Annotated in this window: 24 protein-coding genes and 1 riboswitch; of the genes, 11 read left to right on the plus strand and 13 right to left on the minus strand. The window is 69.4% G+C overall.

The window, feature by feature from the left end:
* The first annotated feature begins 149 nt into the window (after positions 1-149).
* From GGR16_RS14090 to GGR16_RS14100, 3 genes are all read left to right on the plus strand, one after another.
* Entirely contained in the window at positions 150-1,175 is a 1,026-nt protein-coding gene (locus GGR16_RS14090) for a hypothetical protein (protein ID WP_183317005.1), read from the plus strand.
* A 201-nt stretch (positions 1,176-1,376) separates the two neighbouring features.
* On the plus strand, positions 1,377-1,802 hold the full coding sequence (locus GGR16_RS14095; RefSeq protein ID WP_183317006.1) for a GNAT family N-acetyltransferase: 426 nt from the start codon (positions 1,377-1,379) through the stop codon (positions 1,800-1,802).
* Positions 1,803-2,019: 217 nt separating this feature from the next.
* The gene (locus GGR16_RS14100) at positions 2,020-2,418 is read left to right on the plus strand and encodes a PRC-barrel domain-containing protein (protein WP_019403570.1); all 399 of its coding nucleotides are present in this window, start codon (positions 2,020-2,022) and stop codon (positions 2,416-2,418) included.
* 59 nt (positions 2,419-2,477) lie between these two features.
* Here GGR16_RS14100 and GGR16_RS14105 read toward each other — a convergent pair whose 3' ends face one another.
* From GGR16_RS14105 to GGR16_RS14120, 4 genes are read right to left on the minus strand one after another with little or no spacing between them, the layout of a single operon-like run.
* Positions 2,478-3,092 (minus strand): ABC-type transport auxiliary lipoprotein family protein, encoded by a 615-nt coding sequence (locus tag GGR16_RS14105; RefSeq protein ID WP_183317007.1) that lies wholly within the window; start codon positions 3,090-3,092, stop codon positions 2,478-2,480.
* A gap of 1 nt (position 3,093) precedes the next feature.
* Positions 3,094-4,206, minus strand: a complete 1,113-nt coding sequence (locus GGR16_RS14110; protein ID WP_019403568.1) for an MlaD family protein — start codon at positions 4,204-4,206, stop codon at positions 3,094-3,096.
* Positions 4,207-4,225: 19 nt separating this feature from the next.
* Positions 4,226-5,032, minus strand: coding sequence for an ABC transporter ATP-binding protein (locus GGR16_RS14115; protein WP_019403567.1), 807 nt, complete (start codon positions 5,030-5,032; stop codon positions 4,226-4,228).
* Between the two features lies 1 nt (position 5,033).
* Complete coding sequence (locus tag GGR16_RS14120) at positions 5,034-6,185, minus strand: ABC transporter permease (protein ID WP_183317008.1); 1,152 nt, start codon at positions 6,183-6,185, stop codon at positions 5,034-5,036.
* A 171-nt stretch (positions 6,186-6,356) separates the two neighbouring features.
* On the opposite strand from GGR16_RS14120, the gene dgcA reads away from it, so the two are divergent.
* Entirely contained in the window at positions 6,357-7,352 is a 996-nt protein-coding gene (gene dgcA, locus GGR16_RS14125) for an N-acetyl-D-Glu racemase DgcA (protein WP_183317009.1), read from the plus strand.
* Here dgcA and GGR16_RS14130 read toward each other — a convergent pair.
* The gene (locus GGR16_RS14130) at positions 7,304-8,488 is read right to left on the minus strand and encodes an MFS transporter (protein ID WP_183317010.1); all 1,185 of its coding nucleotides are present in this window, start codon (positions 8,486-8,488) and stop codon (positions 7,304-7,306) included. The two genes, dgcA and GGR16_RS14130, sit on opposite strands and share 49 nt — an antisense overlap.
* 164 nt (positions 8,489-8,652) lie before the next feature.
* On the opposite strand from GGR16_RS14130, the gene GGR16_RS14135 reads away from it, so the two are divergent.
* Positions 8,653-9,654, plus strand: coding sequence for a hypothetical protein (locus GGR16_RS14135; RefSeq protein ID WP_183317011.1), 1,002 nt, complete (start codon positions 8,653-8,655; stop codon positions 9,652-9,654).
* Between the two features lie 8 nt (positions 9,655-9,662).
* Here the strand turns inward: GGR16_RS14135 and GGR16_RS14140 are convergent, their stop codons facing one another.
* Together GGR16_RS14140 and GGR16_RS14145 are read right to left on the minus strand one after the other, a co-directional pair.
* Positions 9,663-10,697 carry a glycosyltransferase family 4 protein gene (locus GGR16_RS14140; RefSeq protein ID WP_183317242.1) on the minus strand — a complete coding sequence of 345 codons (1,035 nt, stop codon included), beginning with the start codon at positions 10,695-10,697 and terminating at the stop codon, positions 9,663-9,665.
* Positions 10,697-11,530 (minus strand): UDP-2,3-diacylglucosamine diphosphatase, encoded by an 834-nt coding sequence (locus tag GGR16_RS14145; RefSeq protein WP_050996488.1) that lies wholly within the window; start codon positions 11,528-11,530, stop codon positions 10,697-10,699. The genes GGR16_RS14140 and GGR16_RS14145 overlap by 1 nt, the downstream gene beginning before the upstream one ends.
* Positions 11,531-11,703: 173 nt before the next feature.
* Between GGR16_RS14145 and GGR16_RS14150 the strand changes: the two genes are divergently transcribed.
* The 6 genes from GGR16_RS14150 to GGR16_RS14175 all read left to right on the plus strand — a co-directional run bounded on the left by GGR16_RS14150 (position 11,704) and on the right by GGR16_RS14175 (position 16,918).
* Positions 11,704-12,633: a DMT family transporter gene (locus tag GGR16_RS14150; protein WP_019400991.1), complete on the plus strand. Its 930-nt coding sequence runs from the start codon at positions 11,704-11,706 to the stop codon at positions 12,631-12,633.
* Between the two features lie 40 nt (positions 12,634-12,673).
* Positions 12,674-12,779: riboswitch (TPP riboswitch) on the plus strand.
* A 31-nt stretch (positions 12,780-12,810) separates the two neighbouring features.
* Positions 12,811-13,581 (plus strand): hydroxyethylthiazole kinase, encoded by a 771-nt coding sequence (gene thiM / locus GGR16_RS14155; protein WP_246373082.1) that lies wholly within the window; start codon positions 12,811-12,813, stop codon positions 13,579-13,581.
* The gene (thiE, locus tag GGR16_RS14160; RefSeq protein WP_183317013.1) at positions 13,578-14,252 is read left to right on the plus strand and encodes a thiamine phosphate synthase; all 675 of its coding nucleotides are present in this window, start codon (positions 13,578-13,580) and stop codon (positions 14,250-14,252) included. Before thiM ends, thiE begins: the two co-directional genes overlap by 4 nt.
* A 19-nt stretch (positions 14,253-14,271) precedes the next feature.
* Complete coding sequence (gene thiD, locus GGR16_RS14165; RefSeq protein WP_183317014.1) at positions 14,272-15,075, plus strand: bifunctional hydroxymethylpyrimidine kinase/phosphomethylpyrimidine kinase; 804 nt, start codon at positions 14,272-14,274, stop codon at positions 15,073-15,075.
* A 2-nt stretch (positions 15,076-15,077) separates the two neighbouring features.
* Positions 15,078-16,181, plus strand: coding sequence for a TRAP transporter substrate-binding protein (locus GGR16_RS14170; RefSeq protein ID WP_183317015.1), 1,104 nt, complete (start codon positions 15,078-15,080; stop codon positions 16,179-16,181).
* 119 nt (positions 16,182-16,300) lie between these two features.
* Positions 16,301-16,918 (plus strand): helix-turn-helix domain-containing protein, encoded by a 618-nt coding sequence (locus tag GGR16_RS14175; RefSeq protein WP_053193160.1) that lies wholly within the window; start codon positions 16,301-16,303, stop codon positions 16,916-16,918.
* Positions 16,919-17,043: 125 nt separating this feature from the next.
* On the opposite strand, the gene GGR16_RS14180 is transcribed toward GGR16_RS14175, so the two are convergent.
* The 6 genes from GGR16_RS14180 to GGR16_RS14205 form a co-directional block, all read right to left on the minus strand.
* Positions 17,044-17,958, minus strand: coding sequence for a c-type cytochrome (locus GGR16_RS14180; RefSeq protein WP_183317016.1), 915 nt, complete (start codon positions 17,956-17,958; stop codon positions 17,044-17,046).
* Positions 17,959-17,965: 7 nt separating this feature from the next.
* A complete protein-coding gene (locus GGR16_RS14185) occupies positions 17,966-18,400 on the minus strand; it encodes a c-type cytochrome (protein WP_019400998.1) in 435 nt (144 codons plus the stop codon).
* A gap of 289 nt (positions 18,401-18,689) precedes the next feature.
* Positions 18,690-19,154, minus strand: a complete 465-nt coding sequence (locus GGR16_RS14190) for an AraC family transcriptional regulator (RefSeq protein WP_183317017.1) — start codon at positions 19,152-19,154, stop codon at positions 18,690-18,692.
* A gap of 234 nt (positions 19,155-19,388) precedes the next feature.
* Positions 19,389-21,704, minus strand: coding sequence for a xanthine dehydrogenase family protein molybdopterin-binding subunit (locus tag GGR16_RS14195; RefSeq protein WP_183317018.1), 2,316 nt, complete (start codon positions 21,702-21,704; stop codon positions 19,389-19,391).
* Between the two features lie 28 nt (positions 21,705-21,732).
* A complete protein-coding gene (locus tag GGR16_RS14200) occupies positions 21,733-24,927 on the minus strand; it encodes an efflux RND transporter permease subunit (RefSeq protein ID WP_053193168.1) in 3,195 nt (1,064 codons plus the stop codon).
* A 64-nt stretch (positions 24,928-24,991) separates the two neighbouring features.
* Entirely contained in the window at positions 24,992-26,131 is a 1,140-nt protein-coding gene (locus GGR16_RS14205; protein ID WP_183317019.1) for an efflux RND transporter periplasmic adaptor subunit, read from the minus strand.
* Positions 26,132-26,293 lie beyond the last annotated feature (162 nt).

A 26,293-nucleotide genomic window follows, 5' to 3' on the forward strand; every position in this document is an offset into this window, starting at 1 on the left:
GCCTTTTTCTTTGTTCCTCGCGGCGCGGAGCGCCGTCGTTCCGTGGGGGGCGTGCCGGTGATATTATCAGAAGCAGTCACGCAGCTGCGTGGATGCGGAGCGAAGGCGGTCAGCCGCACAGCCCGCCATTCTTTCGTGCGAGGCCGGCCATGGCATCTCAGCGCACGGACTACATGCCCATCGAAGAGTTCCGCAGGCGCGCCAACGAGCATGAGCTCGGCGGGTGGACGCCGATCCTGCCGAAGCCCGTCGTCCTCCTGACTCCGACCTTCGACCTGGACTTCGACAGGTTCGCAGCCAACGTCGCCTACGAGCTGCGCCACTACATCGTCTACAGATCCGATGGCGGCTACTTTGCCCGCGGCCTCGTCCGCGCCACGCAGGAGCTGCAGGGTCTTCATGCCGAACTCAAGGGCGAGGGCTATCCCCCTGGCCAGAAGATCACCATCGCCGCCGCCCTCTACCGGCGCTCGCATCGCGAGCCGACGAGCCGGTGGATGATGAGCATCAAGTTCGCCCGGGTGAGCATCACCGAGGACGAAGCGATGGCGATCACCGCCTCGCCGCAGGTCACGCTCCAGTCGGAGCGCAACCTGGCGGAGCGCATCCTCGACTTCGCGGCCCAGGCTGCGAACGAGCCGAGCTGGGCCGGAGACCGCAAGAAGCGCCTCGGAGACTGGGTGGACCTCGCCAGGAAGATCGGTTTTCCAGGCTTCCTCGACCTCTGGTACTATGACCGTGGCCTCGTCGCGCTCTATGTCCAGGTCCAGTTCGAGAACGAGCGCGGGGAGATGACGGGACACCGCGACCCGCCCTTCGACGGCCATTACCGGGGGATGGATTGGCGCGTCTATCCCTTCCGGATGGCCATGGCCGAATGCAAGACGAAAACCAGCGTCGACGACTGCTACGCCCATGTCGCCAACCAGCTGGCGCAGGCGGAGCGGGACATCTTCAGCCAGATCGACGACATCTACAGGACGCTCGCCAAGAGCGGGCCGGCCCAGTCCCTGGATCCACGCCCCGGCTCGATCACCGGCTCGCCTGAAAGGCGCTTCCGCAGCCTCGCCCCGTTCCTCAAGGATCTGAAGAAGCGGCTCTATGATCCCAACACGCTGTACGGAGCCTTCACCAAGTACAGCCAGACCCAGCCGGGCTTCTGGGATCGCTATTGAGTAGCGGCCGCAGTGGGAAGCGCCCCGCGTCCGGCAGGGGCCGGCCTTTTGCAGCGGTCGAGCAGCTGCTCCGCTCATGGGAGTTCACCCTTTGCATTTGCACGCGAGAGGGAGCAATTTTCCCGCGCCGGGATCCGCTGCGCCAGTGGCGTCGGCCGGCCCGCGTCGCGACGACAGATCGAAGGACCCTGCTCGCCCGCCATGACCGCCTCTCGCCCCATCCTCTATGGCCGGGAAGACAGCCTCGACCGCGCCGAGTTCCGGCGGGTGCTGATCGAATCCGGCCTCGGCGCGATCCGCCCCGTCGACGATGAAGCGCGACTGGAGGCGATGCTCTCCGGCGCCGATCTCATCGTCACGGCGCGCCGCGACGAGCCTGGCCGGCCGCTTCTCGGCGTCGCGCGCTGCGTCACCGATTTCAGCTGGTGCTGCTACCTGTCCGAGCTCGCCGTGTCGCGTTCGGCCCAGGGCCTCGGCATCGGCAAGGGGCTTCTCGACGAAACCCGCCGCCTGATCGGCCCGCAGGTCAGCCTGATGCTCGCCTCGGTACCTGATGCGGTCGGCTTCTATGAACGCGCCGGCATGGCGCGCATCGCCGATGCCTTCTGGTATCGGCGGGAGCGGTAACAGCCGGGCTCGGGCTGTGCCGCGGAAAGACGGCTGGCGCGAGCTGCGAGATACCGAACTCTTGAACATGCTCAGGCGCTGACCGGCGCGCCCCTCGCGCCCCGCGGATGGCGATGCAGCGTCGATCGCCCAGCCCGGTCCGCGCCATCGTGCCCCGGCGCTGGAACAGAACGCCGAATTGTTGGTTGTTCTGCCCCAACCTGCGAGGGAGGCCAGCATGACCGACTACAGCTCCAGCTCCAGCTCCGGCGTCGCCACCGAGGAAACCAGCAGCCTCATCGCGGCGAGCAAGGTCGAAGGCACGGACGTCTACAACCGTCAGAGCGAGCATCTCGGCTCGATCTATGACGTCATGATCGACAAGCGCTCCGGCCAGGTCGCCTATGCGATCATGTCGTTCGGCGGCTTTCTCGGCATGGGCGAAAGCTACCATCCCCTGCCGTGGCGCGTCCTGACCTACGACACCGGCATGGGCGGCTACGTCGTCGATCTCGACAAGAGCCGGCTCGAAGGGGCGCCCAGCTACGGCGTCAACGATGAGCCGAATTGGCAGGATCGCGGCTACACCCGCAGCATCGACGATTATTACGGCGTGCCGCCGTATGGCGGGATCTGACGGCGGTTGCAGGAGCCGCACCTTGCGGCTCCTCTCTTCCTAGCCGAGTAGCACACCGGTCACACCCGTGCCGGCGACCAGCGCACGATCTGCAGCAGCACGGACGACAGCGCTTCGTCGAGCGCGCGCGCTGCTCCCGGCCCGGTGATGCCGGCGACCGGCACGCGCGCCGAGAAGATCTTGGCCGAGACCACGCGGCCGCTGACCGTCTCGATGAGGCGCGCCGAGATCTCGACCACCGCCTCGGACGAGGTGCTCGACACCTCGAAGCGGCGGATTTCGCTGCCGAGCGCGTAATTGGCGACGACGCCCTCGCCCGGGCGCGCCACGCGGCCGAGGCGGCTGCCGTTCTCGAAGGTCTGAATCAGACGCGTCTGCACCAGCTTGGGCAGCCGGTCGGCCCATTGCACCCCGTCGAGCTGCGAGACGGCGCCGCCCTCACTCTTGACGATGATGGCGCTGCCGTCGAGCGTCTGCAGCGCCACGGGCTCCGTCACGATGAGCTGGTCGCCGCCGATGCGGGCCGCCCCCGTCACCTCGCGCGGCGCCGAGAGATCGAAGGTCGCGGGCGCCGGGCCGGCGCAGCCGGCGAGGACGAGCGCCGCCGCGAACAGCGCGCAAGCGTCGGGGCGAACGGAGCCGCCGGAAGAAGCGGCAGACGATCTGCGGTTCATGTCAGCGACCACTGTAGGCTGGCAATCCCGGCTTGCTGCCGAAGATGAACTGCTGGGGGTTGCGCTCGACGCTGCGCAGGACGCGGTTGATCTCGTTGAGGGTCCGGCGCCCTTCGCTCGCCAGCGCCTCGTAATCGCGCAGGCCGGGGCCGGTGAAGCGGTTGATGCCGGTCGTGATCTCGGCCGTGCGCTTGTCGAGGTTGTCGGCCAGCACGCGGATGGAACGGGCGGCCTCCGCCACCTCCTCGAAGGCGCCCTTGCCCTCCGGCGAGGAGAGGAAGCCTTCCGCCGCCTTCAGGACGCCGTCGACACGGTCCGCCGCGACGTCGAGCTTCTTCGAGATCGAGGCGATGTCCTTCAGCGTCGACTCGATGTCGCCGCTCGAATCGCCGAGCGCCGCGGTGAAGCGGTCGACGTTGTCGACGATGCGCGTGACGCGGTCCGGCGGCACCGCCTTCACCACCTCGTCGAGATTTGCCGCGAGCGTGTCCAGCCGCTTCGACAGGTCGGCGGCGTTGCTGAGGAGCCGCTCGAGGCCGGGAGCGTTGTCGGCGAGGGCGCTGGAGAACCGCTCGACGTTCTGCACCGTGCGGGTGATCGGATCCTCGGCCTGGCCGACGATGCGGTCGAACTTGGTCAGCACATCGTCCGCCTTGCCCGCGAGCCGCTGCGCCGTCTCCAAGAGGTCCTGGAAATCCGAGCGGTCGGCGAAGATGGTCGGCAGCGGCTGGCCGGGACCCGCCTCCAGCGGCGGTGCGGCGGGATCGCCGCCGGTGAGCTGGATGTTGGCGACGCCGGTCAGGCCCTGGTATTCGAGCCTCGCCTTCGTATCGGTATTGATCGGCGTCGTCCGGTCGACGTCGACGCGCGCGACCACGCGGCGCGGGTCCTCTGGCAGTAGTTCGATGGTCGACACCTCGCCGACCCTGAGGCCGTTGAACAGCACGAGGGAGCCGCGCGACAGGCCGGAGACGGAGCCCGAGAAGACGATGCGGTAGCCCACGCGGTTGGCGCGCACGTCCGCCCCGGCGAACCAGTAGACGAACAGGAAGGCGCCGGCGATGACCACCAGCGTGAACAATCCGATCAGAGCGTAATTGGCCCGTGTCTCCATACCGCCTGTCGTCTCTTTCTCACTCGGCCATCACGGCCCGGGCTCTCTTGCCGTGGAAATAGGCCTTCACCCAGGGGTGATCCGAGGCCAGCATATCCTCGATCGTTCCCGATGCGATGATTCGCCCCTCCCCGAGCGCCGCGATACGGTCGCAGACCGAATGGAGGCTGTCGAGGTCGTGGGTTACCATGAAAACCGTGAGCCCCAAAGTCTTCTGCAGGGTGGCGATGAGGTCGTCGAAGTCGCCCGCCCCGATAGGGTCGAGGCCTGACGTCGGTTCGTCGAGGAACACAATTTCGGGATCGAGGGCGAGCGCGCGGGCGAGCGCGGCGCGCTTGATCATGCCGCCCGACAGATCGGAGGGATATTTGTCCGCCGCGTCGGGGCTGAGGCCCACCATCTCGATCTTGAGCATGGCGAGTTCCTCGAGCAGCCGGTCCGACATGTCGAGGTACTCGCGCATCGGCACCTGCACGTTCTGCTTCACCGTCAGCGAGGAGAACAGCGCCCCGTGCTGGAACAGCACGCCCCAGCGCCGCTCGATGGCCCTGCGCGAAGCCGGATTGAGGCCGTCGAGATCCTCGCCGAAGACCTCGATGGTGCCGGCCCGCTTCGGCACGAGGCCGAGGATCGCGCGCGTCAGCACCGACTTGCCGGTGCCCGAAGCGCCGACGAAGCCGAGGATCTCGCCGCGATAGACGTCGAGATCGAGCCCCTTCATGATCGTCTTCTCGCCGAAGCCGACCTCGAGCCCGCGGACGCGGATGACGACCTCGCGCTCGCGCTCGTCGGCGGTTCTGGCGGGGGCTTGGGGCGTGTCGTCCATGTCAGTAATCGATGGCCGCGAAGAACATGGCGAAGAGACCGTCGACCACGATCACCATGAAGATGGCCTTCACCACCGATGAAGTCACCTGCCGGCCGAGCGACTCCGCCGAGCCCTGCACGGCAAGCCCTTCGAGCGAGGCGATGAGGCCGATGACGAGGGCCATGAACGGCGCCTTGATCAGGCCGACGAGGAAGGTGGAGAGCGCGATCGCCCCCTGCAGGCGGGCGAGGAAGATCTCCGGGCTGATGCCGCCATAGACCCAGGCGACGAGCCCGCCGCCGAGCAGCGCCGACATCATCGACAGGAAGGTCAGCAGCGGCAGCCCGATGATGAGTGCCAGCACGCGCGGCACGATCAGCACCTGCACGGGGTCGAGCCCCATCACGCGCAGCGCGTCCACCTCCTCGCGCATCTTCATCGAGCCGATCTCGGCCGTGAACGCGCTGCCCGAGCGGCCGGCGATCATGATCGAGGTGAGGAGCACCGCGAGTTCGCGCAGGATGAGGATGCCGACGAGGTCGACCACGAAAGGCGTCGCGCCGAAGCGCTGCAGCTGGAAGATGCCCTGCTGCGCTACGATGGCGCCGACGAGGAACGAGATGAGCGCGATGATGGGCACGCCGCGGAAGGCGATGTGCTCGAGTTGGTGCACGAGGGCCGGAAAGCGGAAGCGGCGGGGGTTGAGCAGCACCCCGACGAGCGCCGCCACCACCTCGCCGAGGAAGCTGACGCCGCGCATGAAGTCCTTGCCCACCTCGACGACCGTGCGGCCGACGTCGACCAGGAAGTCGACGATGCGCGAGCTCTTCCTGCGGGTCGGCTCCTGGAAGCCGCGGTAGGCGATCTCGTCGAGCAGCGTCTGATGCTCCGGGCGGGCGCCCACGAAATCGGCCCGCTGGCCCCGGTCGCCCAGCTCGTGCCGCGTCCGGTCGAGCACCCAGGCGCCCAGCGTGTCGAGCCGCTCGATCCCCGAAATGTCGATGCGCACGCTGCCGCCGCCGCGGGCCTCCTCCAGAAGCGTCGCGGCGAGCCGCTCCACCTCGGCGGCATGCGGCGCCGTCCAGCGTCCGGACACGACGAAGCGCATATCGCCGCCGCGCTCGTCGACGGCGATCGCCGGTCCGGAATTCATCGCCTCGATGCCTGCCATGCCTCGCCCAGGGTGCGCTCCCCGTCGAATCCAGGCACCGTGATAACGCGCCGGAACCGTGACTGTCGACAAAAGCGCCGCGGAATTCCTGCCCGGCGGCCATTGCGCGTGCCTTGCGCCGGCGGTTGTGGCTTTATCGCAACCCTGCCGTGTCCTCGCCGGGAAGAAGAAATGTCCACGACCGACCGCAGGCTCTCCGTCACGATCGAGCGTTTTCCCATCGCCGGCGTCTTCTCGATCGCCCGCGGCAGCCGCACGGAGGCGGTCGTCGTCACCGCCGCCATCACCGAGGCGGGTCTCACCGGGCGCGGCGAATGCGTGCCCTATGCCCGCTATGGCGAGACCGTCGAGGGCGTCGCCGCCGCCATCGAGGCGCTCGCCCCGGCGATCGCCGCCGGTCTCGACCGCGACGGCCTGCAGGAGGCGATGCCGGCGGGCGCCGCCCGCAACGCGCTCGACTGCGCCCTGTGGGACCTCGAGGCCAAGCGTGCCGGCGTGCCCGCCCACGTCCTCGCCGGCATCGACCGCCTCGGCAAGGCGACGACGGCCTATACCATCAGCCTCGCCGAGCCGGCGGCGATGGCCGAGGCCGCGCGTGCGGCACGGGAGCGCGCCATCCTCAAGATCAAGCTCGGCAAGCCGGAGGACGACATCCGGCGTCTCGAGGCCGTGCGCGCCGCCGCGCCCGATGCGACGCTCATCGTGGACGCCAACGAGGGCTGGCGGCCCGACCTGCTGGCGGACCTGATGCAGGCCTCAGCCGACAACGGCGTCGCCCTCGTCGAGCAACCGTTGCCGGCAGGCGAAGACGCCGTGCTCGCAGATATCGCCCGCCCCGTGCCGGTCTGCGCCGACGAGAGCCTGCACACCCGGGCGGACCTGCCGAGGCTCAGGCCGCTCTACGATGCGGTCAACATCAAGCTCGACAAGACGGGCGGATTGACCGAGGCCCTCAGGCTCGCCGCCGAGGCCGAGGCGCAGGGCTTCGCCATCATGGTCGGCTGCATGGTGGGCACGTCGCTCGCCATGGCTCCGGCGATGCTGCTGACGCCGCGCGCCCGCTTCGTCGATCTCGACGGTCCGCTGCTGCTGGCGCGCGACCGGCCGCACGGCCTCGCCTACGACGGCAGCACGGTCTCGCCGCCCTCCTCCCTGCTCTGGGGCTGAGAAATCCGCCGCGCGGCGAGGAGGGCGAGCAGCATGCCGAGCGCGCCGAGCCCCGCCATGGCAAAGTAGCCGCCGGCGCCGAAAGCGCCGTAGAGCGGACCGCTCGCCATGGTCGCCGCGGCCATGGCGCCGGCGTTGCAGGCCGTCAGGATGCCCTGCCAGCGCGCCCGCGCGCCGCGCGGCGCGAGCCCGGTGATGGCGGCGATGGTGCCGAGATGCGTGGCGCCGAAGCTGAGGCCGTGCAGAAGCTGCAGCGCCAGCGTCCCGGCGAAGCCGGGATCGAGCCCCATCAGCGCGAAGCGGACGAGCGCCGCCCCGCCGCCGAGGGCGACGCAGGCGAGACCCCGCCGCACCGTGCCGACGAACGGCCCGAGGCGCGCGAAGAGAACGATCTCGGCGAGGACGCCGAGCGACCACAACAGGCCGATGGCGTTGCCCGAAAGCCCCTGCCCGCGCCAGTGCAGGGTGCCGAAGGCGTAGATCATGGCGTGGCTCGCCTGCACACTGGCCGCGGCCATGACGAGCGCCAAGAGCGCCTTCCGCTGCCGGCGCGCCGCATGGGCGACGGCGAGCGCGGCGTCGACCGGCAACTCCCGCTCGCCCCTCGGCGCGGCGAGCGCCGCCACGGCCCCGAGGCCCGCCACCGCCGCCAGCAGCCAGACGAAGGCATCCGCCTTGAGGACCGTGAGCAGGCCCCCGCCGACGAGATTGGTGACGAGGAAGGCGACCGAGCCCCAGAGCCGGATGCCGCCGTAGCTCAGCCGCGGCCGCCCGTGCAGGTAGGCCGTAGTGGTGACGTCGGTCAGCGGGATGAGCGGCGCCATGCACAAGCCGACGAAGACCATCACGGCCATGATGCCGGCAGGCCCGCCGGTCTCAGCCAGCAAGGCGTAGGCAGCGAGGAGGCCGGCGTTTACAATGGCGAGCAGCACGCCGGCCGGCAGGTGCCGGTCGGCCAGCCCGGTGATGAAGGGCGTCGCGAGGATGCGCACCACCATCGGGATGGCGAGGACGAGACCGATGGCTGCCGCATCGAGCCCGCGGCTTTCGAGCCAGACGGGGAAGAACGGCAGATAGAGGCCGGTGCCGACGAAGATGACGGCATTGAGCAGGCACAGGCGAACGAGGCCATCCATCGGAAGGCTCCCCGCGCCGGCACCCGGCGCGTCGAACGGCGAATCGCGGCATCGGCCGCAATCGAGCCGTAAGGGATCGTTCAGATGCTTGCACTAGCCTGTCGCCCGTCGTCGCTGCGCTGAGCGGCGGCGCTGCGTGAGTGAAACGAGTACGGACGGGCCGCATGACCGAAAGCGACAAGCCGCTCGACGATGCGAGCTACGAGGCCATCGAGGCCGCGGTGATGGAGAGCGAGCGCGGGCGCTGGTTCCTCAACGAGTTCGCGCGCCGCAACCGCAACAGCGACACGCTGTCCGTACTGCGGGCGATCGAGAAGATGCAGGGCGCCATCCCCGGGCGCTCGCCCCGGCTCGTCTATCTCGAATCCGAGATCGCGGATGTCGCCGCGCTCGTCGCGGCCGGGCAGGCCGCGATCGCGGCCACCCGGCGGGACGATCCCCTGCCTGAGGCGGACGAGAGCACCGATCCCGTGCTGCGCACGGCCCGCGCCGCCGCCGACGGCATGGCGAACGCCACCGAGCAGATCCAGGACCTCGCCTGGGCGCTGCGCGAGCGTGGCGCCGAGGAGGCGCTGTGCACCGCGCTGGAGAAGCATGCCGGCGACCTGCACACCCTCGGCCTGATGCAGGACATCACCGTGCGCCGCCTCGGCCAGGCGCTCGCGCTCCTCGCCAGTGTCGAGCAGCGCCTGCGCGGCCTCGCCCCGCGCGAGGAAGCGCCCCGCGCCGGACGCGACAAGCCCGACGTCGTCGTGAGCCTTCCCGGTGGAAGCGACAACGGCCTGCGTCGCCGGCGCACCGACGCGCCCGCCCCCGCCGCCACGCCGGAGAGGACCTCGGACACACGCCCGAACGATGCAGCGAGCCATCCGGCTCAACCGGCGCAGGAGGCGTCGCCGTCGGACGAGCCGCCCGTCGCGCGGGCCGCGCCGGGCCCCGGAGAGGTGCAGCCCGCACGGGTGCGGCGCTATGCCGGCAATGTCGTCTTCGTCGATCCCGGCAACACGCGCCGCGGCAGCGCGGCGCTTGCCCGGGACGAGGCGCCACGGCCTGTTCCGCAGCGGCAGGACGCCGCCCAGAAGAGCGACGAGCCGCGCTTCGAGCCGTCGGTGCTCGCCGCCTTCGACGCCCTGAGCTGGCAGGAGAAGCTGCGTCGCTTCACCTGAGCGTGTAATCAGGCAGCGAGCGGCACGCCGCCCGCCGAGGCGTTCGCCCGCACGATGTTGTCGAAGAACTGGCCCGCGCTCGCCTGCCAGCTGTAGGTGAGCGCCAGATCGCGGCAGAGGCCGCGGTCGATGTCGAGCGCCGCCAGCGCCGCGTTGCGCAGGTCCATGTCAAGGACGCCGCAGCCGGTGCCGCCCACGACGTCGAGCGGGCCGGTGACGGGGAAGGCCGCGACGGGCAGCCCGCTCGCGAGCGCCTCCAGAAGCACGATGCCGAAGGTATCCGTCAGGCTCGGGAAGACGAAGACGTCGCTCGCCGCATAGACCTCGGCCAGCTTCTCGCCCGTCAGCGTGCCGAGGAAGCGCGCCTGCGGGAAGCTCTGCTGCAGGCGCGCGCGCGCCGGCCCGTCGCCCACCACCACCTTCGTGCCCGGCAGGTCGAGCTTGAGGAAGGCCTCGATGTTCTTCTCCACCGCGACGCGGCCGACATAGAGGAAGACGGGCCCGGGCACGCCGAGCGCGCCGCGCATGTCCGCGCGCGGGCGGAAGAGGTCGGCATCGACACCGCGCGACCAGCGCATGATATTGGCGAAGCCGCGCGCGCCGAGCTCCCGCTCGAGCGTCGGCGTGCTCACCATGACGCCCGCGCCGGCATTGTGGAAGCGGCGCAGGGCGGCATAGCTCCAGCGCTCGGGGACCGGCAGGCGCGCCGCCAGATATTCCGGAAAACGCGTATGGTAGCTCGTCGTGAAGCCGCGCCCCTCGGCGAGGCAGACGCGCCGCATGGCGAGCCCGATCGGCCCCTCCGTCGCGATATGGACGAAGTCCGGCTTCAGCTCGGCGAGCATGCGGCGCAGCCGGCGGGTGCCGGCGAGCGCGAGGCGGATTTCGCCGTAGGACGGCAGGGGCACGGTCGTGAAGGCGTCGGGCGTGACGAAATGCACGTCCGCCCCGAGCGAGCAGGCATGGGCCGCCACGTTCTCCAGGGAGCGCACCACGCCGTTGACCTGCGGGCGCCAGGCGTCGCTGGCGATGACGACGCGCATCATGCCGCCACCCTCGCCGCCTTCGCGGTGCGCGGGGGCTGCTCGGTAACCGGTTCGCCCGCCATGGCGGCGCGCTGCGGCATCCGTCCGGACCAGTTGAGGATCTCGAGGCTTCCGTCGTAATGCTCGACGAGCGCGGTGCAGGATTCCACCCAATCGCCGGTATTCACGTAGCGCACGCCGAAATCGTCGTGCATCGCGGCGTGGTGGATGTGGCCGCAGATGACCCCGTCCACCTCGTGCCGCCGCGCTTCGGAAGCAAGCAACTCCTCGAAGCGGCCGATGTAGTTCACGGCGTTCTTGACCTTGAGCTTGGCCCAGGCCGATAGCGACCAGTAGGTCAGGCCGAGCCGCCGCCTGACGACGTTGAGATACGTGTTGATCGTCAGCGCCGCCCCGTAGGCCCAGTCGCCGAGAAGCGCGAGCCACTTGGCGTGGCGCACCACGAGGTCGAAGTGATCGCCGTGGATGACGAGGTAGCGCTTGCCGTCCGCGGTCTCGTGGATGGCGTGCTCGACGATGTCGATGCCGCCGAAATTGCTGCCCACATAGTCGCGCAGGAATTCGTCGTGGTTGCCCGGCACATAGATGAGGCGCGCGCCCTTGCGCACCTTGCGCAGCAGCTTCTGCACCACGTCGTTGTGCGCCTGCGGCCAGTACCAGCCCGACTTCAGCCGCCAGCCGTCGATGATGTCGCCGACGAGGAAGACCGTGTCGGCATCATAGTGGCGCAGGAAATCGATCAGCAGCTCCGCCTGGCAGCCCTTGGTGCCGAGGTGGACGTCCGAGATGAACAAGGTCCGGACGCGGACAGCGTCGCTTTCTTGGGACACGGGGCAGATCCGTCCGTCTGATCGCGCTGGCCCTAAAGAGCCGATTCACATCTCACTTTGATGACGCGCCCTGTTCCCGTGCCCCCTGCGCATGACAGGCTTGCCCCGGACGGCCTTGGGCAAGCCCCCGTTTCGTGGTTTGGTTACACCTGCATCCAAGGCGGCAGACAGTCGTGAATCCCCTCCTAGGTATCGGCCTCAAGGTCCTCTCGGCGCTTTCGTTCACCCTGATGTCCGCTGGCATCAAGATCGTCAGCACAGAGTTTCCGACCGGGGAGCTCGTCTTCTTCCGCTCCGCCTTCGCGCTGGTGCCGCTCCTCCTGTGGCTCGGCTGGCGCGGCGAGCTGATCGACGCGGTGCGCACGAAGAACATCCTCGGCCATGCCCGCCGCGGCGTCATCGGCTCCACGGGCATGTTCTGCGGCTTCTTCGCCCTGTCGTTCCTGCCCCTGCCCGATGCCATCTCGATCGGCTACACGGCCCCGCTCATCGTCGTCATCCTCGCGGCACTCGTGCTGAAGGAAACGGTGCGGGTCTACCGCTGGACGGCGGTCGCCGTCGGCTTCGTCGGCGTCCTCATCATGCTCGCCCCGCATTTCCAGTCGAGCGTGCTCGTCAACGGCTTCGGCGATGGCGCGGCCATCGGTGCCGTCTTCGCGCTGGTCGGCGCCTGCTGCGCGGCGGGGGCGACGGTGGAGGTGCGCCGGCTCATCAGCACGGAGAAGACCGGCGCGGTCGTCTTCTACTTCTCCATGCTGACGACGCTGCTCGGCCTGTCCACCATCGTGCTCGGCTGGAATGCCCCGACCTTCACCGAGTTCTGCATCCTCGTCGGCATCGGCATCCTCGGCGGCCTCGGGCAGATCCTGCTGACGCAGAGCTACCGCTATGCCGACGCCTCGCTGGTTGCTCCGTTCGAATACACGACGATGATCTGGGCCATCCTCATCGGCTGGTTCGTCTTCGGCGAACTGCCGGTGCCGGCCGTCATCGCCGGCTCGTCCATCGTCATGGGCTCCGGCCTCTTCGTCATCTGGCGCGAGCATCGCCTCGGCCTCGAGCGCCGCCGCGCCAACGCCGCGGCCCCGCCGCGCGCCACCTGAGCCGCGCTTGCATTGCGCGGTGAGCCGCCTTAAAGCCACACTGATCTCCATGGGGTGCCCATAAGGCCGGGCTGAGAGGCGCAACGCGTCAACCCACCGAACCTGAACCGGGTCGTGCCGGCGGAGGAATGCGAGATGCGAAACGACGGGCCGCCGCCCGGGCGGACGGACAGGACCATGCGATCCGGCGATTTCTCCGCCCACGTCGCCCACGAGATCCTCGTGCGGCTGCGCGAGCGGCAGCCCCGCGTCCACGCCATCACCAACGCGGTGGCAAAGAACTTCACCGCCAACATGCTGCTCGCAGCCGGTGCCGTCCCGTCGATGACCGTCGTCGCCGACGAGGTCGCCGACTTCACGCGCCGTGCCGATGCGCTGCTCGTCAACCTCGGCACCCTCGATACGGAGCGCCGCGCCGCCATCCCGCTCGCCATCGCGGCGGCCGAGGACGCGGCCCTGCCCTGGTTGCTCGACCCGGTGTTCGTCGACGCCTCGCCCCGCCGCCTCGCCATCGCCCAGCAGCTTCTCGCCCGCAAGCCGAAGGTGCTGCGCGCGAACGCCTCCGAGTTCGAGGCCCTGGCGCGTCGGCCCGCGGACCGCAAGGGCGCCATGGATCTTGCCCGCGAGCGCGGCTGCATCGTCGCCCTGACCGGGCCGACGGACATCGTGACCGACGGCCGGCGCTCGATCACCATCGCCAACGGACATCGGCTCATGGCCCGGGTGACGGCCATGGGCTGCGCGGCCACCGCCGTGGTCGCCGCCTGCCTCGCCGTGAGCGACGATGCGCTTCTCGCCACGACCTCGGGACTCGCCATCATGGGCATCGCCGGCGAGATCGCCGGCGAGAAGGCCGGCGGGCCCGGCACCTTCCCGCCCCTGTTGCTCGACGCGCTCGACACGCTGGACGACGCAGCCATCGCCGCCCGGCTGAGGTGCGAGCAATGAAGGTCGACCTCAGGCTCTATGCCATCCTCGATCCGGAGCGCACGCGCGGCCGGGACCTGGCCGACCTCGCCCGTGCGGCGGCCGCGGGCGGCGCAACCCTCGTCCAGTACCGCGACAAGCACGCCGGCACGCGCGACCTCGTCGCCCGCACCCGCGCGATCGGGGCGGCCCTCGCGGGCACCGGCGTGCCGCTCCTCGTCAACGACCGGGTCGACGTCGCGCTCGCCGCCGGCGCGGACGGCGTCCATGTCGGCCAGGACGACATGCAGGCCGGCGATGCCCGCCGCCTGCTCGGTCCGCAGGCCATCATCGGCGTCACGCTGAAGACGCTGGCTCATGTCGCGGAGCTCGCCACCCTGCCGGTCGACTACGGCTGCATCGGCGGGGTCTTCGCCACCGAGAGCAAGGACAATCCCGATCCGCCGGTCGGCCTCGCCGGTCTCGCGCGGCTCGTCGACAGTGCCCGCGGAACACGGCCCGGCCTGCCCGTCGGCGCGATCGCCGGCATCGATGCGACCAACGCCGCCGCCGTCATCGGCGCGGGCGCCGACGGCATCGCCGTGATCTCGGCCGTCTTCATGGCGGAGGACGTGGAGGCGGCGGCGCACAACCTGCGCGGCATCGTCGACGGGGCGCTTGCGGCTCGCGGCGCGACCGACGCCGGACGTTGAGGGAAGGAAACACGGAACCATGGCAGCGATCGCTGTGACCATCGCCGGCTCCGATTCGAGCGGCGGCGCCGGCATTCAGGCCGATCTCAAGACCTTCTCGGCGCTCGGGGTCTATGGCGCCAGCGTGATCACGGCGCTGACGGCGCAGAACACGCTCGGCGTGCAGGCGATCCACGACGTGCCCGCCGCCTTCGTGGCGCAGCAGATCGATTCGGTCTTCTCCGACCTTTTCGTGCGCGCGGTGAAGATCGGCATGCTGTCGCAGCCCGACGTCATCGCCGCCGTCGCCGAGGGGCTCGACCGCCACGGCGCGACGCGCATCGTCGTCGATCCGGTCATGGTGGCGACGAGCGGCGATAGGCTGCTGGCGCCGGCCGCCGTGGACAACCTGCGCAGCCTGCTGCTGCCCCGTGCCCTCCTCGTCACGCCCAACCTGCCCGAGGCGGCCGCGCTCGTCGACATGCCGGTGCCGCACGACGAGGCGGCGATGCAGGCCGTGGGCGAGCGCATCCTGGCGCTCGGCCCGAAGGCCGTGCTCGTCAAGGGCGGCCACGGCTACGGCGCCGACAGCACCGACCTTCTCGTCACGCCCGATGGTGTGCACCGCTTCTCGGCACCGCGCGTGGCGACCAAGAACACGCACGGCACCGGCTGCACCCTCTCCTCCGCCATCGCCGCCCAGCTCGCCCGCGGCGCGACGCTCGAAGAAGCGGTGGCCGGCGGCAAGGCCTATGTCAGCGCGGCGATCGCGGCGAGCGAGCGGCTCGCCATCGGCGCCGGCCACGGCCCTGTCCACCACTTCCACCAGTGGTGGGGCGACTGAACATGAGCAAGGACAAGGGCAACGCCATGCGGAGCGACCGCCGCCGGCTCCTCGCCGGCAGCGGCCTTATGGCCGTCGGCATCCTGTCGGCCCCAGCCGTCGTGCGGGCCGAGACACGCCGGCGCTGGCGCATGGCCACCTCCTGGCCGCGCAACCTGCCCGGCCCCGGCATCTCGGCCCAGCGCCTCGCCGACCGCATCGGCGCCGCCAGCGGCGGGCGCCTCGTGATCGATGTCTTCGCCGCCGGCGAGATCGTGCCCGCCTTCGAGGTCTTCGACGCCGTGGCGGGCGGCGTGGTGGAGATGGCCCACACGGCCGCCTTCTACTGGCAGGGCAAGATGCCGGCTGCCGTCTTCTTCACCAGCGTGCCCTTCGGCCTCGGGCCGATCGAGCATCTGGCCTGGATCGAGATCGGCGGCGGCCAGGCGCTGTGGGACGAGCTCTATGCCCCCTCCGGCGTGCGCGCCTTCCTCGCGGGCAACACCGGCCCCTCGATGGGCGGCTGGTTCCGCAGGGCGATCGACAGCCCCGACGACCTCAACGGCCTGCGCATCCGCGTCCAGGGCCTCGGCGGCGAGGTCTTCCGCCGCCTCGGCGCGACGCCCGTGACGCTGCCGCCCGGCGAGATCGCGACCAGCCTGTCGACCGGGGCCATCGATGCGGTGGAATTCCTCGCCCCGTCGAGCGACCTTGCCCTCGGGCTGCACCGGGCCACGCAGCTCTATTACGCGCCGGGCTTCAACAAGCCGAACGGCGCCGGCGAGTGCCTCATCTCCCTGAAGGCGTGGAACGACCTGCCCGACGATCTCCGCGCCATCGTCCGCGATGCCTGCCGCGCCGAACATGCCGAGGCCCTGGCCGACGCCGCGCGCCTCAACGGCGAGGCGCTCAAGGTGCTCGTCGAGCGGCACGGCGTGCGCACGCCGCTGTTCCCCAAGCCGGTGCTCGATGCGGCGCGCGATGCGGCCGGCGACATCCTCGCCAGCATCGCTGCGACGAGCCCGCTCGCCGGCAGGATCGCCCAGAGCTACGCCGCCGCGCAGGAAGGCGGCCGCGCCTGGGCCGGCCTTGCCGCCGGCATGGCAGCAGCACTCGCGACGCACTGATCACCCACACGTTGACGGCCCGGATGCAGTCGGCGCTTGATCCGCCGCCTCCGGTCGGCCACATTGCGTCCGACCTTTCAAACATCCGTCCGCTTTAGCGGAACGCAAGGACCTGTCGCATGGCCGTCGAAGGCAAGGATCGCAGCAAGGCTCTGGAGGCTGGCGCCCAGATACTCTCGGGCCAGCTCGGCAAGACGGTGCAGCGCCTGCGCAAGGCCTACAACTTGTCGCTGTCGGAGCTCGCCGAGCAGTCCGGCGTCGCCAAGTCGATCATCAGCCAGATCGAGCGCAACGAGACCAACCCGACGCTCGCCACCATCTGGCGTTTGAGCCAGGCGCTCGACATCTCCATCGACCGCGTGCTGTCGAGCGCCGACGACGAACCCTTCATCCAGAAGTCCTCCCGCGCCGACACGCCCATCCTCGTCTCCGATGACGGCAAGATGCGGCTCGCCATCATCGGCTGGATCAAGACGGTGGAATGGCTGCAGTGGTACGACGTGCAGGCGGAGCCTGGCGCCGTTCTCGACTCGGACAGCCACCAGCGCGGCTCCGTCGAGTGCCTGTCCGTGCTCGAGGGCGAGTTCGAGGTCGAGGTTGGCGGCGTGGTGCAGCAGGCGAGGACCGGAGAGAGCCTGCGCTACCGCTGCGACCGGCCGCATACCGTGCGCTGCATCGGCAACGCCCCCGGCCGTGCGGTGATGGTCTGTATCCTCAAGGCCGCGGTGATGGACTGAGGGCGGGCGCACCCCGCCCGCGCGCTGCCGTTGCCATCAAGGCCTTCGACCTCGTGCCGTCGCCGCGGCGTGGATGCCCGCGACAAGCGCGGGCATGACGGCTGCTCGATCGCGCCGGTCGGGATTTACTGCGTCGCCTTGGGCCGCGGCGGCAACGACAGAAGATATTCCGCCATCGCCTCGCGGTCGGCCTGCGGCAGCTTCGCCGTGTTGCCGACGACCGGCGCCATGGTGGAGCCGACGGAGTCGAACTCCGGCGTGAAGCCGCTCGTCAGGAGCTCGACCACCTCGCCCTTCGACCAGCTGCCGATGCCGTCGGGCGACGGCGTGATGTTGGGCACGGTGCCCTTGCCCTCCGGCGACGGACCGCCGGCGAAGCGCGCCTCTGCGACGATGCCGCCCAGGAAATTGCGCGGGCTGTGGCATTCGGCGCAGTGCCCCGGCCCCTCGACGAGATAGGCCCCCCGGTTCCACGCCTCACTCCTGGACGTATCCGGCTGGAAGGCCTCCCCATCGAGGAAGGCGAGCTTCCACAGCCCGATGCCGCGGCGGATGTTGTAGGGGAAGGCAAGGTCGTGCGCCGGCGCCTCGCCCTCCACGGGCGCCAGCGTGCGGATGAAGGCGAACATGTCGCGCAGGTCCGCGGCCGTCATGCGCTGATAGGAGGTGTAGGGGAAGGCCGGATAATAGTGCTCGCCGTCGGGCGAGACACCCTGGCGCATGGCGCGGATGAAGTCCGCCTCGCTCCAGGCCCCGATGCCGTCGCGGGGATGCGGCGAGATGTTCGGCACATGGAAGGTGCCGAACGTCGTCTCGAGCGCATGGCCGCCGCCGAGGCGCAGCTTGTCGTCCTGCCCCGGCGTCGCATGGCAGGAGGTGCAGCCGCCGGCGTAGAACATCGCCTCGCCATTGGCGAGATCGGGCGCCCCGCCGGGCGCCTCGTCGGCCCCGGAGGCGGTCAGCGCCGGGCTCGTCGCGACCCAGAAGGCCCCGGCGCCGATGATCGCGAGCCCGACAACGGCCGAGAGCGCCCGCCGCATGCCAGCCTCAGTTCTTCTTGATGCGGAAGGTCTCGTGGCAGCCGCCGCAGTTCTTGGTGACGGTGCCGAACGCGACCTTGAAGCTGTCGAGGTCGCTGGTCGACGACAGGCCTTGCTGCGCATCCGCCTCGAACTTGGCGAAGGCCGCCTTGAAGCCCGCATTGTCCTGCCACACCGCCGGCGCGGCCGTCGTCTCGCCCACGTCGCTGCCGGCGGGGAACAGCGTCACCGCCTTTTCCGCGACCGTGACGTAGGTCGTCAGCACCTGTCGCGCCTTCTCGAGCTCGAACGGCGCCTCGCCCTTGGCGATGGCAGCGCCCGTCCGCGTTGCGGCCCCCGCATCCTTCATCAGCTGCTGGCGCTGCCCGATGACGTTTTCCTGCGCCAGCGCGGCCGTGGCCCCGATCATGGCAACGGCGACAGCCGTAGCGATCAGCTTCATGCGTCCTGTCTCCCTCGTCCAAACGATTCGCCAGCAGTCAGCCCGCCAGACTCGGCGGATAGAAAGCGCATGCTCTGGACTCGTTCCAATGACGAGGTCGTGAACGGGCGGCGTTCTCCCCGCCCGTTTCAGCTGATGGCTTTCCCAAATCCCGGTGTCGAGCATCTCGTCCGAGGCGGTGGTCGCAATCTCAAAGCGCCTCATCGAGGCGGTCAGCGGCGAGGCGGTTTCTGCCAGAGCCATCTCGGAAACGTGACGGTTGCCGGCGCTGGCGTGGCGCGGGCGGCGCTCAGCCAGCCAGGGGCAGGCAGATATCGGTCCGCAGTTCTTCCGGCGGTACGGTGGCCGGGTTGTTGAGATATTCGTCGAACGGGGCCCTTGCCGGACGTTCGCCGTGCTGCGGCAGCCATGTTTCAAGCAGCCATCGCGAGGCTTGCGGAACGAGGGAATAAGGTCCCTTCACCGCCAGCACGGCATGGCGTCCGCCAGGGATCTCGCGGACCGTGACGACGCCGTCGCCCTCCGCATCCGGGCCGACATACATCGCGGCATCGCAGCGCAGACGATCCGCCGGCACGCATGCGGGATCGTCGTGATAGATGCTGAAAACGCGAAGGTTGGCCGGGATAGGGCCACGTGCGTGGGCCCACGCCCAGAGCTGGTCGAAGGCGGAACCGGCAGCTTCGTAAGGGCCGACGTGGCGGATGGATACGACCCTGACCGGCGCAAGCTCGCGAATGTGGACTGGGTACATGATGATGCCTTTGGGAGATTGGGCGACGCAAGCGCATCCCGTACGGCGGAAAGATTACGGGAGCCGTACCACGCCCGTCGCCATGCCTGCCGCCGGATCCCTGGCGCAGCTGGGCGGTGCCGACGAGCGGGCAGCCCGCCCCGGCGCGCCGTGACGATCAGGTTCGCCTGGAAGCGCACGGCGGCGAGGCCGCCCCTGTCGTCGATCGGGCCGATGGCTCCGAGGCCGGAAACCTCACGCCGCCCGCTTCGCCTCGGCCTCGCGGATGGCCGCGAAGATGCGGTCGGGCGTTGCCGGCATGTCGATATGCGCGATGCCGTGGGCCCGGTGGAGCGCGTCGACCACCGCATTCATCGTCGCGGGCGTCGCGCCGATGGCGCCGGCCTCGCCTGCGCCCTTCATGCCCATCACATTCGTCGTCGACGGCACGTTGCGCGTCTCGAAGGTGAAGGACGGCAGGTCGTCGGCCCGCGGCAGGCGATAGTCCATGAGCGAGGCGGTGACGAGCTGGCCGCCCTCGTCATAGACGACGCGCTCGTGCAGCGCCTGACCGATGCCCTGAACGGCGCCGCCATGCACCTGCCCGGCGAGCAGCAGCGGGTTCAGCGTGACGCCGAAATCGTCGACGACCGTGTAGCGCGCGATGGTGACCGTGCCCGTATCGGGGTCGACCTCCACCTCGGCGACATGGGTGCCGTTGGGATAGGTGTCGGCCGGAGGCGTCCAGTCCTCGCGCGCCTTGAGCATGTCCGCGCTCGCACCGGGCAGCTTCGCGACCTCGGCGAAGGAGAGGCTGCGGTCGGTGCCGGCGATGCGCACGCCACCGGCGGCGATCTCGAGATCCGCCGGCCCCGCCTCCAGCGCTTCGGAGGCGAGCTGCTTGAGCTTCTCGACGAGGCTGACCGAGGCCTTCCGCACCGCGGCGCCGCCGACGGGGATGGAGCGCGAGCCGCCCGTGCCGCTGCCGGTCGCGATGGCGTCCGTATCACCCTGGAGGACGCGGATCCTGTCCATCGGCAGGTCGAGCTGCTGCGAGGCGAGCTGGGCATAGGCCGTCAGGTGCCCCTGCCCCGTCGACTGGGTGCCGATCAGCACCGTCGCCGACCCGTCCTCCTCGATCCGCACCTCGGCGGCCTCGGGCCCGCCGCCGGCGCAGGCCTCGATATAGGAGGCCATGCCGATGCCGCGCAGCAGCCCCTTCTTGCGCGAGGCGCGGAGCCGCTCCTTGAAGCCGGCGGCGTCGGCCACCTCGAGCGCCCGGCGCAGATGCCCCTCGAACTCGCCGCTGTCGTAGACCCGGCCGGTCGAGGTCCTGTAGGGCATCTTCTCGGGCTTGATGAAGTTGAGCGCCCTCAGCGCCTCCGGCGCCTTGCCGATGGTGTGGGCGATGTAGTCGACGAAGCGCTCGATGGCATAGGCGGCCTCGGGCCGGCCGGCCCCGCGATAGGCGTCCACCGGCACCGTGTTGGTGTAGATGCCGCGCACGCGCACGTCGATCGCCGGGATGTCATAGCAGCCCGGCGACATGGTCGCGCCCGCGGCAGGCACATAGGGCCCGAACTGCGAGGCATAGGCGCCGAGATCGGCCTTGAGGTCGACGCGCATGGCAAGGAAACGGCCACGGCGGTCGAGCGCCATCTCGAGCGTCGTGACGTTGTCGCGCCCCTGCGTGTCGCCCAGGAAATGCTCGGAGCGCTCGGCCACCCAGCGCACGGGCCGCCCGAGCTGCTCGGCCGCGAACATCGTCAGCGGATATTCGCGATACATGAAGATCTTGGTGCCGAAGCCGCCGCCGACGTCCGGCGTGACGACGCGGATATTGCCGGGCTCGACCTTGAAGATGTGCCTCGCGAGAATGTCGCGGATGTCATGGCTGCCCTGGCTGCCGAGCGTCAGGGTCCAGCGGCTCTTGCCCGCATCATACTCGGCGAGGCAGGCGCGCGTTTCGAGATAATTGGCGACGAGGCGGTTGTTGACGAGCGTCAGCGAGACGACGCGGTCGGCCTTGGCAAAGGCCTTGTCGGTCTTCGCCTTGTCGCCGTGGTGCGTGTCGAAGGCGACGTTGCCCGGCACCTCGGGCCAGACCAGCGGCGCGCCCTCGGCGAGCGCGGCCTCCATGCCGACGGCGACCGGCAGCGGCTCCCAGTCGATGGCGAGCGCTTCCGCCGCATCCCGCCCGGCCGCTTCCGTCTCGGCCACGATGAAGGCCACGGCCTCGCCGATGTGGCGCACCGTATCCTTCGGCAGCACCGGGTTCGGCGGCAGCACCATGCGCTTGCCGTCGCTGTTCTTGACCGGGCCGAGGCAGGGGATGTCGCCGAGATGGGCGACGTCCTGCGCCGTGTAGACCGCGAGCACGCCGGGCATGGCGCGCACCTCGGCCACGTTCTCGATCGCGAAGCGCGCGTGGGCGTGCGGGCTGCGCACGACGACGGCGTGGGCCATGCCTTCGGCAGCGATGTCGGACGTGTAGCGTCCGGTCCCCGTCACGAAACGCGCGTCCTCGACGCGCCGCACTGCCTGCCCCACACCGAACTTCATCGCACGCATCGCATGGTCCTTTCGTCGGTCGTTTCGGTCAGCTGGCCTCGCCCCCCGCCGGCTGCGAGGCTTCCCTGAGGCCCCGGCGGCCGCCGCGCAGCGCGATCACGAGATAGCGCAGCACGATGTAGAAGACCGGAGTCAGGAAGAGGCCGAAGAACGTCACCCCCAGCATACCCGAGAAGACGGCCGTGCCCAGTGCCTGGCGCATCTCGGCGCCGGGGCCGCTGGCGATGACGAGCGGCACGACGCCGAGAATGAAGGCGAAGGCCGTCATCAGGATGGGCCGCAGACGCAGGCGCGCCGCCTCCACCACCGCCTCCACGGGCTTCTTGCCCTGCTCCTCCGCCTGTTTGGCGAACTCGACGATGAGAATCGCGTTCTTCGCCGCAAGGCCGATGAGCACCACGAGGCCGATCTGCGTCAGGATGTTGTTGTCCATCCCCCGCAGCGTCACGCCGATCATGGCGGCCAGCACGCTCATCGGCACGATGAGCACGATGGCGAGCGGCAGGGCCCAGCTCTCGTACTGGGCGGCCAGCACCAGGAACACGAAGACGACGGCGAGCGCGAAGATGAAGATCGCCGTGTTGCCCGTCGCCTTCTCCTGGAAGGCAAGGTCCGTCCACTCGAAGCCGACGCCCGGCGGCACGGTGGTGTTCGTCACCTGCTCCATGGCATCGAGCGCCGCACCCGTCGACACGCCCGGCGCCGCGTCACCCTGCAGCGGCACGCTGGTGAACATGTTGTAGCGCTGGATCAGCACCGGTCCCGCGACGTCGCGGATCCGCACCAGCGAGCCGAGCGGCACGAGCGCCCCGTTGGCGCTGCGCACCTTCAGGCGCTCGATGTCCGACCGCTCGATGCGGAAACGCTCGTCCGCCTGCACGCGCACCTGGTAGATGCGGCCGAAGGCATTGAAGTCGTTCGCATAGGCGGAGCCGAGGTTGATCTGCAGCGCCTCGAACACGTTCGCCAGCGGCACGTCGAGCATGCGCGCCTTGGTGCGGTCGATGTCGAGGTAGATCTGCGGCGTATTGGCCCCGAAGGTCGTGAACACGCGGGTCACGTTCGGGTTCTGGTTGGCCGCGATCATCACCTCCTGCGTCACCGCGAGCAGCTGCTCGATCCCGAGCCCGATGCGGTCCTGCAGCTGCAGCTTGAAGCCGCCGGCATTGCCGAGGCCCTGCACGGGCGGCGGCGGGATGGCGATGGTGAACGCCTCCTGGATCTGCTGCAGCTGGCCCATGAGCTGGCCGGCGATGGCATTGGCGTTGAGCCCCTGAGGCAGGCGCTCCTCGAAGGGGGTCAGCGTCGCGAAGATCACGGCCGAGTTCGAGTTGGTCGTGAAGGTGGCGCCGTTGAGGCCGACGATGCCGACCGCATGCGCGACGCCCGGCACCTGCATGGCGATGTCGCTGGCGCGCTTGGCGACCGCATCCGTGCGCGACAGGGACGCGCCGTCCGGCAGCTGCAGCACGACGATGAGGTAGCCCTGGTCCTGCGCCGGAATGAAGCCCGTCGGCACGCGCTGGGTGATACCGACAGTCGCCGCGACGAGGCCGCCATAGACGACGAGCGCCAGGGCGAGCACCGACTTGCGCCCGACCAGCCCGCGCACCGAGCGCGCATAGCCGGTGGAAGCCTTGTCGAAGCCCCGGTTGAAGCCGCCCGCGAGCCGGTTGCCGATGCGCGCGAGGAGCGAGCGCGGCTGGTGGTGCGGGTCGTGCGGCTTCAAGAGGAGCGCGCACAGGGCCGGCGACAGCGTCAACGAATTGAAGGCCGAGATGATCGTCGAGACGGCGATGGTCAGCGCGAACTGCTGATAGAAGCGCCCGGAAATGCCCGGGATGAACGCCGTCGGGATGAACACCGCCGACAGCACCAGGGCGATCGAGACGAGCGCCGTGCCCACCTCGTCCATCGTCTCGTGCGCGGCATCGCGCGGCGACATGCCGAGGGCGATGTTGCGCTCGACGTTCTCGACCACGACGATGGCGTCGTCGACCACGATGCCGATGGCGAGAACGAGGCCGAACAGCGTCAGCGTGTTGAGCGAGAAGCCCATCAGCGCCATCACCGCGAAGGTGCCGACGAGCGACACCGGAATGGCAACGATGGGGATGATCGCCGTGCGCCACGACTGCAGGAAGACGACGACCACGATGATGACGAGCAGGACGGCTTCAAAGAGGGTCTTGTAGACCTCGTTGACCGATGCCGCGATATATTCCGTCGGGTTGTAGACGATGGTGTAGTCGATGCCGGGCGGGAAATCCTTCTTGATCTCCTCCATCTTGGCGATGATGTCTTCCGACGCCTGCAAGGCATTGGTGCCCGGGCGCTGGAAGATGCCGATGGCCACGGCCTGCTTGTTGTCGAGATAGGAGTTCGTCACGTAATCGCGCGCGCCGAACTCCACCCGTGCCACGTCCTGCAGGCGCACCAGCCGCCCGCCCTCGCCCGCCTTGACGATGATGTCGCGGAACTGGCGTACGTCGCTGAAGCGCCCCTGTGTCTGCACGGTGATCTGGAAAGCCTGGTCCGCCGGCGCCGGCTGCTGGCCGAGCGCGCCGCCCGAGACCTGCACGTTCTGCTCGCGCAGCGCCTGCACGATGTCGCCCGCCGACAGGCCGTAGGACGACAGGCGGTTGGGATCGAGCCAGACGCGCAGCGAATATTCGCGCACGCCGAAGACGGTAATGTCGCCGACACCTTCGACGCGCAGAAGCTGGTCACGCACCCGGATGAGGGCGTAGTTCGAGAGGTAGAGCTCGTCGAAGGTGTTGTCCGGCGACAGGAGGTGGACCACCATGAGGAAGTTCGGCGAGCTCTTGCGCGTCGTCACGCCGAGCTGGCGCACCTCTTCCGGCAGCCGCGGCAAGGCGACGGACACGCGGTTCTGCACGAGCACGTTCGCCTGGTCGAGATCGGTGCCGATGTTGAAGGTGATCGTGAGCTGCATCGTCCCGTCGGCCGTCGAGTACGAGGACATGTAGAGCATGCCCTCGACGCCGTTGACCTCCTGCTCGATCGGCGTCGCCACCGTCTCGGCCACCGTCTTGGCGTCGGCGCCCGGATATTGCGCGCTGACGACGATGGTCGGCGGGGCGATGTCGGGATATTGCGCGACCGGCAGGTTGACGTAGGCGATGAAGCCGACGAGCAGCGTCACGATCGACAGCACGGAGGCGAAAATCGGCCGGTCGACGAAGAAATGCGGGAACTTCATCGCGGAGAACTCCAGCGGCAGTGCGGGCGGCCGTGCCGGCGGCCGCAGCGTAAAGAAGGGAACGTCAGCGCGTCGGCGGCAGCGTCGTCATCTCGGGCGCCACCGCCGCGCCGGGACGCACGCGCTGCAGGCCGTTGACGACGATGGTCTCGTCGCCCTTCAGACCCTCGCGGAACAGGCGGTAGCCATCGATGCGCGGACCGGGGCGCACGAGCTGCGCCTTGACCGTGTTGTCCTCGCCGACGACCCAGACGAGCCGGCGCTCCTGGTCGGTGGCGATCGCCTCGTCGGGCACGAGCACGCCCTGATAGGGAGGCGAGCCGGGCACCGAGACGCGGCCGAAGAGACCCGGCGTGATGAACAGCTCCGCATTCGGCACGATGGCGCGCAGGCGCATGGTGCCGCTCGCCTCGTCGAGCCGGTTGTCGACGAAGTCGAGCTTGCCCTCGCGGGCGGGCTTCGTCTCGTCCGTCAGCGCGATCTGGACCGCGACCGGCTCGCCCGAGCCGTTGGGGGCATCGAGGTTGAAGACGCGGTTGTAGGCGAGGAACGAACGCTCATCGACGTCGAAATAGAAGTAGATCGGGTCGAGGCTGACGATGGTGGTCAGCAGCGTGTCGTTGGCGTTGACGAGGTTGCCGGTGCTGATGAAGCGGCGGCTGATGCGGCCGGAAATCGGCGCCTTCACCTCACTGAACTCGTAGTTGAGGCTCGCCTCCTGCATCGCCGCCTGCGCCCGGTCGAGCTCGGCCTTGGCGGTGAGGAAGTTCTGGCGCCGCTGGTCGAGCAGCTGGTCGGAGATGTTGCCGGTGCGGCGCAGCGACTCGGCGCGGTCGAGGTCGCTCTCGGCGAAGTTCAGCCGTGCCTGGGCGGAGACCAGCGTCGCCTGGGCCTGGTCGAGAGCGGCCTTGTACTGCCGTCGGTCGATGACGAACAGCACGTCGCCAGCCTTGACGTTGGCGCCGTCCTCGAAGTCCACGCGCTCGAGATAGCCCGAGACGCGTGAGCGCACCTCGACTGCGTCGACAGCGGCGAAGCGGCCCGTGAAGTCGTCGCGCTCGACCACTTCCTTGACGAGGGGCTTGGCCACCGTCACCGGCGAAGGCGGCGGCGCGCCCTGCCCGGCCTGCTGCTCGCCGGTGTCGGAACATGCCGCCAGCCCAGCGACGATGAGCGAAAGGAATAGGGGTCGCATCGCGCGCATGAAATCCACCAGTTCAGCAAGGGAGAAGGAGACGCTACCGTTCGAGGACGTTTGGCAGGGGCCTATATCGAGTGCGTGCCCCGGGATAACAAGGGCAGCAGGTGCAACATTCGCCACCGAATTGCCATGGTTGCCGCAATGCAACACTGACACCGTGGCATG

It is taken from the genome of Chelatococcus caeni, assembly GCF_014196925.1.
GTDB classification, from domain to species: domain Bacteria; phylum Pseudomonadota; class Alphaproteobacteria; order Rhizobiales; family Beijerinckiaceae; genus Chelatococcus_A; species Chelatococcus_A caeni.